Annotated in this window: 1 protein-coding gene; it reads right to left on the bottom strand. The window is 63.2% G+C overall.

The window, feature by feature from the left end:
- A partial coding sequence (locus AC066S_RS39015; RefSeq protein ID WP_478271933.1) for a hypothetical protein occupies window positions 1–670 on the bottom strand: 670 nt, incomplete at its 3' end.
- Window positions 671–702: the final 32 nt, after the last annotated feature.

Genomic DNA, 702 nt, shown 5'->3' with positions numbered 1-702 from the left:
GCTTCACCGCCTGCGACGACTCCACTGTTCCCGCATCCTTCACCACCGTGGGGTACACGCCCGCGAGGTTGGCCTGTCGAGGCAACTTGAAGGAAGCCCCATTCTCCACCTTCGTGCCGTTGATTTCCATCGCCTCGAACGTGGCGGTTTCCACCACCACGGGAATCTCGGCCACGTCCAACGCGCGGTTGTTCAGCGGGTTCGTTGGAGAGATCCGTGCCGTCATCCCCGGGAACCCCTCGACGATGGGGAGCGACACTGGCACGCTCAGGACCGGTCTGCGGTAGGCGAAGGGAACGGCCTTCACCACGTCACCACCGACGCCGGGCAGCGAGGCGCGAATCTCGAAATCGCTGTCGCGCAGAGATGGATAGCCTGAAGCGTTCACGGTGTTCGGCGCGGCGCGGGCCATCTTGAGCGGGACGTTCGTGCCGTCGCTCTTCACCAGGGTGAACGGGCTGTTGGCATCCGGAAGCCTGAAGGCGCCGCGCTGGTCAGCATCGGCAATGGGGATGGTGGCCATTCCGCTCACGCGCATCGACACGCGAACGTCCTGGATTGTGTATTGGCCTGGAGGAAGGGAGGCCGAGAACACCTGCGCGATGAATCCCGAGTTGATCAACGCGTATTGCTCCGGCGTGATATCTCCATCGATCTTGTCGACGATCACATCGGGCCGAGCTTCCACGCGCTGGATGGGCA

Source organism: Bradyrhizobium sp. CFUWI, from assembly GCF_056429085.1.
The sequence above is the reverse complement of the archived record's forward strand: the minus strand, read 5'-3'. Positions and strand labels throughout refer to the sequence as shown.